We start from the raw sequence: 6,597 nt of genomic DNA, 5'->3' as shown, positions 1-6,597 counted from the left end.
AGGACGTTTAGACGCAAGAAGGACGCTGAAGAGCTTAGTTGCGGATTTGAGGGTTTATAAAAACAAAGCTTGCAATTATATAAACGGAACTTGCGTTTATAGTTTGAAATAGGGCAAAGACAACTTTACTATGAAGGGAAGAGATCTTTGCAAAGGGAGCAAAAGAACTTTTCTATTAATAGTTGACACGTTGTCTAAGGGTAGGTTGAATTTCTGAAGCAGTTACTTTTGCTTTCTATTTCAACTGTTTGAGAAACTCTGTTGGAGTGATATTAAATTCTTTCTTGAAACACTTTGTAAAGTAGTTCGGATCTGATATACCGACGGCAAATGATGCTTCGGAGACATTCATACCATTCAGTAAATGAGTTTTAGCCTCTTTCATTTTGATCGTCCGTATGAATTGAGTGATGGAGCATCCGGTGAGTGATTTCAGCTTCATGTGCAACAGGCTGCGGCTGATGCGGAGATGGGCTGTGATTTCCGTTACTCCGAAGTCTTCCTTGGTGAGGTTCGCCATAATCAGTTCCATCAGTTCTTTCATGAATATTTCATCCCGCGGGTTGTTGGTTATTTGCTTGATGTTCAGTTCTTCTGCCTGTTTGAAGTGTTCAATACTCTGTTTCCGGCTCTTTTGGATATTCTGTACCAGCAGTTCCAGATTCTTGGCGTTGAAAGGTTTAGTGATATACGCATCGGCTCCCCGCAGATAACCTTCCGTATGGTCGTTCTCATCGGTCTTTGCAGTCAGGAGGATAACGGGGATATGGCTGGTCGTTACGTCCTGTTTGACACGTTCCGTAAATTCCAGTCCGTCCATCACCGGCATCATTAAATCCGATATAATGAGGTTAGGCAACTGTTTGGCTATCTTCTTGCAGGCTTCTGCACCGTTATACGCCCGTATAATGTCATATTTCTCGCTGAATATGCTGGCAAGATAATCATTCATTTCTTTGTTGTCCTCCACAATCATAATAGATTCCCGGGCAGGATCTTTTTCTTTGTTGGTCAGCTTTTCAGGAATGAGTTCGATGGTTTCCTTGATTCGCTGGTTATATTTCTGTATTTCTTCGGTCGTGATGTTCTCGGACGAGCGTTCATCGGGACCATAAGCATCCTCCGATACATTCAGGGTAACGATAAAGTCCGAACCTTTGTTGATTTCGCTTTCTACCCGGATTTCCCCTTTGTGCATGTGTATGAGCGAACGCGTAAGCGATAATCCCAGTCCGAATCCCTCGCGATGGTCGCGCTTCTCAACTTGGTAGTAACTTTCAAATATTTGTTCTTGAGCTTCTTTAGGAATCCCCCTGCCATTGTCTTTGACGGAGATTTGCACAAATGTTCCTTTCTCTTCTTTTATTAGTTTGGCACTCAACTTGACGTATCCGCCGGGTTGAGTATATTTAAATGCGTTTGAGAGCAAGTTATAAAGAATCCGTTCCAGTTTGGAAGGCGAGAACCAGACTTCCTCTTCGGTGTCTTCCAGATTGACGATGAAGTCAATTTCCCGTTCCCCGGCTACAATGTCGAAGATGTGCGACAGTTCTTCCAGAAAGTGCATGATGTCTCCCTTCCGGACGCTGATACGCATCTGTTTCATCTCGATTTTACTGAATGTCAATAGTTCATTAATCAGATAATTCATCCGGTTGGCGTTTCGGTAGATGACTTCCAGTTTCTCTTTATCGTTGTTGCTGATTTGTGGCTGCTGGATCAATCGTTGCAGAGGCGATAGAATCAGGGTCAGCGGTGTTTTCAGGTCATGGGAGATGTAAGTGAAGAAATTGATCTTCTGTTGATTCATATTCTCTATGTTGACGCGCTGTTCATGCTCCGTTTTCAGTCGCATGAGCAGGATGATACGCGTTTTGGTATATCTGTATGCGGCGTAAATGATTAATAGGAAGAGTAATGCATAAACTAAATATGCTTCCGGCGAGAGCCACCAGGGAGGAAGGACTCTGATAGCAAGGTCCTTTTGGCCCGTTTCGTCCCAGTGGATACCATCTTTGCTGGCTTTGATCTTTAAGATATATCTTCCTGAAGGCAGATTGGAGAAGCGTACCTGATGCTGGTTGCCTACAAACTGCCAGTCCTTGTCGATACCTTCCATTTTCATCGCATATTGAGTGTTGTCGGTATATTGATAATTCAGTCCGGAGTATTCGAGACGCAGGGATTGGGCTTGTTCGTGGGTCAGGGTGATTTCTGTCAGTTCGGAGATAGAGGAAGGGATGAATGCTTTCTCATTGTTGGGCGACATATATTCGCTGTTGCTCCAAATGGCAGTCAGTGCAATGTTGAAACGGGGATTGACGGAGCGTACCTGTTCCGGGTAGAAAGAAATCATACCGTTGATAGTTCCAAAATACAATTCTCCGTCAGGCTTCTTGCAGGCGGAGGAGTAGTTGAACTGGTTGATGGGTAATCCGTCGGCCGTGGTATATCGGTCAATGCTTCCTGTTTGGGAATTGATACAACAAAGTCCGTTTCCGGTACCTACCCAAACATTACTCATCTCATCTTCAATGATACCTTTGATGGCGTTGGATCCCAACTGTTCTTTACTGTAAAAGGCGATAATGTTACCGTTGCGGTCTGATACATAAAGCCCGTTGTTGTCTGTACCTATCCATATCCGTTGATGTGAATCGGGGTAGATGTAGGTCACATAGAGATCGGTATGCGGCAGGATAGGGAGCGAGGTCACTTTCAGTGTACGGGTGTTTATCTGAAACATACTGCCTTTTCGGGTTCCTGCCCAGAGGATACTGTCATTAAACTGTACCAGGTTGAAGATACGGAGAGGCGAAATCTTCTCCGGGCGGGAGTTCGCTTTCTTCTTGTCGATCAGGAATAAACCTGAAGGACCTCCGTACCAAATATGATCGTTCTTGTCTTCGATGATACAGAAGCCGGAAGAAACCTCATCCGACAGTAGATTATAGTCCACCGTGCGGTTTAGATGCGGTATATAGTGAAGAGCTCCTTTCAGGAACAGTCCGAGCCACAGGCTGTTATCTTTGTCGAGCCATAAAGAATGTATGTTCTTGGCGTAGATTTGCATTTGCTTGTGAAGCCGTTCGGCGCGGGTGATTTCTTTCTTATTGTCCAGGTAGTTCAATCCGCCATCTTCGGTGGCGATGTACAGACCGTTGTCCGGAGCATTGATAATCTGGCGGACAGCCTTTCCGCTCAAATGATTGAAACTGGCTCCGTATGGATATATCTGGAATTGGTCGGAACCGAATATATAATAGTTGACTCCTCCGAAATAGGTTCCCACCCACATATTATGAGCCTTGTCCTGATAAAGACTGTAAATGGGAGAATCGTTCAGCGCACTTAAATCCCGCTCCGATTGCTCGTAATGTGCAATCAGTTGATAGAGTTTGTTGAATACGAAGATGCCATACTCCGTGCCTACCCATATATTCCCCGTATGGTCGGTTGCCGCACACCGGAAGTCTTTCACCTCAAGGTCTTTCGAGAGATTACACAGGGTATTGCTTTGTATATGATAGACGAAAAAATCGTTGTTAGTATTAAATAAAAGCTGGTTGGACGAGATCAGGACGGCATTGTTGCATTGTTGTGTAAAAGGCTGGATGAGAGTCGGGAGGGAAACGAACTGTTTCTTCTCCAGACTGTATCGCATCAGTCCTTTGTTGGTGTCTATCCATAAGGTTTTGTCTCCGTCCTCCGCAAAGTATCTCACATGAGGCTTTTCTTCATCGAGAAGAAAAGGAACGAACAGACTGTCTTGCTCATTATAACGGTAGAGCCCGTTGCTACAAGCTGCCAGAAGCATTCCATTGCTAGTGTTCAGGAAACAAACATCGTCCTTAATGTTTCCTTTAATCCGGTAACGGGTGAAATCTTCTGTCTCGTAGTTATAGCTGCAGATGCCCTGATCGGTAGAGATCCATAGAATGTTACGGAGCGAATCGTTATATAAGCGTGTGATGAAATTGTGGCGGAGTGAAGTGCTGTCGGCTTCATTATGTGCGAACAGGTTGATATTATAACCGTCATATCGGCACAATCCGTTGCGTGTACCAAACCAGATGAACCCGTGGTTGTCCTGGGTGATTGCATTGATCGTATTATGCGGGAGTCCTTCAGCTATACTTAGCTGTTTGAAGCGTATGTTATTATATTGAATCTGTCCCGTCGACAAGCTTGTATTTAAGAGCACGAGACTAAATAAGAGTACGAATTTAAGTAAGGTGGTTCTCATGGCTTTTCTGATTGATTTTCACGACCTAAAGATACGTCTTTTTTTGTTTTGAACAGTCGTAGAATTGTTCAAACGGGCAGCACTCATGTTCAGTTTGCCGCTTCGCTACAGATTTTTATACATGATTGCAGGTATTAAGCATTATTTTTCTGTTTTTCTTGGATAGAAAAGACCACATTTGCAATGTGAAACTCTAAAAACAAATGCTATGAATCATTCGACAGTCAAATCCTTTACGTTTGGTATCGGTCTGTTTTTCACATTACCTCTGGTATATGGGAATAGTTCCTCTCCGTCTTCCTCCGATGGAACGTTGTATATCAATAAATCGAAAACCCACAAAGTGGCTCCCGTAAAGTACGGTTTCCATTATGAAGAAATAGGAATGATGGGCGAGGGTGCCTTGCACGCCGAACTGATACGTAACCGTTCGTTTGAAGAAGCTACACCGCCTGCCGGATTATCTGTGAAGAACGGTCTTTATGAAAATGTTCCGGCTCCCCGCGTTAAAGAGAAAAAAGTGTTTCAGGCCGATCCGCTGATTGGATGGACGACTTATCCGTTATCATATACTCCTGTATTTATCAGTCGCACGGATGAAAATCCGATGAGTGGGGAAAATAAGTATTCGATGCTGGTTAATGTCACGGAAGATATTGCGAACCATCCGAATGCCCTGATTCTCAACCGTGGATATTATGGAATGAACCTGAAGACGGATACGTCTTACCGCCTTTCCTTGTTTCTGAAGAACAGGAATTATTCCGCTCCGTTACGTGTATTTCTGGTTGACGAATGGGGACAGCGGGTGAGCAATGTGATCGAAGTGAATGTAGGGAATCGGGAATGGACAAAATATACTGGTGAACTGAAACCGGAAAAGAACGTCCGGCGTGGAATGTTTGCCATACAACCGATGTCGAAAGGACAATTTCAGATAGATGTCGTTTCCCTGTTTCCGTCCGATACCTGGAACGATGGGAAATCCGTATTCCGTAAAGACATTGTTCAGAACCTGAAAGAGTTTTCTCCCAGCTTTATCCGTTTTCCGGGCGGATGCATCGTGCACGGAGTCAATGAAGAAACGATGTATCACTGGAAAAAGACGCTCGGACCGATTGAAAATCGTCCGGGACAGTGGAGCAAATGGGCACCTTATTACCGTACCGACGGAATCGGTTATCATGAGTTTTATGAATTGTGCGAATATGTGGGAGCCGATGCGATGTATGTGATGCCTACGGGTATGATTTGCAGCGGTTGGGTGAAGCAAAGTCCACAGTGGAATTTCAGACACATTGATGTCGATCTGGACGCTTATATCCAGGATGCGTTGGATGCCATCGAGTATGCCATTGGTGATACAACTACGAAATGGGGAGCCGAACGGGCAAAGAACGGTCATCCTGCTCCTTTCCCGCTAAAATATATCGAGATTGGAAATGAAGATTTCGGCCCTGTGTATTGGGAACGTTATGAAAAAATCTATCAGGCATTGTCCGCCAAATATCCTGACTTGGTTTATATAGCCAATAGTGTCATCCGTGTAGTCGGAAGGGAGAATGACGACAAACGGAAAGATATTCCCAATTTTGTCAACCCGAAGAATGTAAAAGTGTTCGATGAGCATTATTATAACTCAATCGAATGGGCTTGCGAACAGCATTATCGCTTTGATAACTACAAACGAGGTGTTGCCGATCTATTTATCGGCGAATTGGGAATCAACGGAAAGTATCCTTATAACCTGCTGGCTACCGGAGCCATTCGTATGTCAATAGAACGCAACGGCGATCTGAATCCTTTGTTTGCCGAACGTCCGGTGATGAGGCATTGGGACTTTCTGGAACACCGTATCTTCCTGCCGATGTTGATTAATGGAGTAGACAGTAGCGTAAAGACTTCCTTCTTCTATCTGGCAAAGATGTTCAGGGATAACACGTTTGACGTGTGTCTGGATGCAGCGATCAAGGATATAGAAGGTTTGCAGAACATCTTTGTTACGATGGGATATGATACGGCCAGCAAACAATATATCCTGAAACTGATAAACCTGCAGGATAAAAAAGTCATTCTACAACCGGAAGTTTCCGGCTTCAAACGTCCCGTCAAGGCACATAAAACAAGCCTGGTACTGGTTCCGGGAAAAGAAAACACCCCGTTTACCCCGAATGAAGTCCAACCGGTAGAGACGGAAGTCGGACTGGACCTGAATCAACCGCTCGAACTGGAGGCCGCTTCCATGGTTGTATACCGTTTTAAATTGAAATGATAAATGGGAATTTTGCGGTTAAATGGGAATTTATCGGTTAAATGGGAATTTTGCAGTTAGGCTGAAAGCCTTACAATTA

At 44.3% G+C, this 6,597-nt stretch carries 2 protein-coding genes; one reads left to right on the top strand and one right to left on the bottom strand.

Annotated elements, in window-relative coordinates:
* Window positions 1-235 precede the first annotated feature (235 nt).
* Entirely contained in the window at window positions 236-4,246 is a 4,011-nt protein-coding gene (locus DW862_RS23850; protein WP_120070882.1) for a two-component regulator propeller domain-containing protein, read from the bottom strand.
* A gap of 208 nt (window positions 4,247-4,454) precedes the next feature.
* Between DW862_RS23850 and DW862_RS23845 the strand changes: the two genes are divergently transcribed.
* A complete protein-coding gene (locus DW862_RS23845) occupies window positions 4,455-6,518 on the top strand; it encodes an alpha-L-arabinofuranosidase (RefSeq protein WP_120070879.1) in 2,064 nt (687 codons plus the stop codon).
* Window positions 6,519-6,597: the final 79 nt, after the last annotated feature.

The organism is Bacteroides sp. AM37-9 (assembly GCF_003603455.1).
GTDB lineage: Bacteria > Bacteroidota > Bacteroidia > Bacteroidales > Bacteroidaceae > Bacteroides > Bacteroides xylanisolvens.
This window is presented reverse-complemented; position numbering and strand designations above follow the sequence as displayed.

Coding starts and splice junctions, on each gene's coding strand:
- DW862_RS23850 (WP_120070882.1), bottom strand. CDS start 4,246: ATGAGAACCACCTTACTTAAATTCGTACTCTTATTTAGTCTCGTGCTC.
- DW862_RS23845 (WP_120070879.1), top strand. CDS start 4,455: ATGAATCATTCGACAGTCAAATCCTTTACGTTTGGTATCGGTCTGTTT.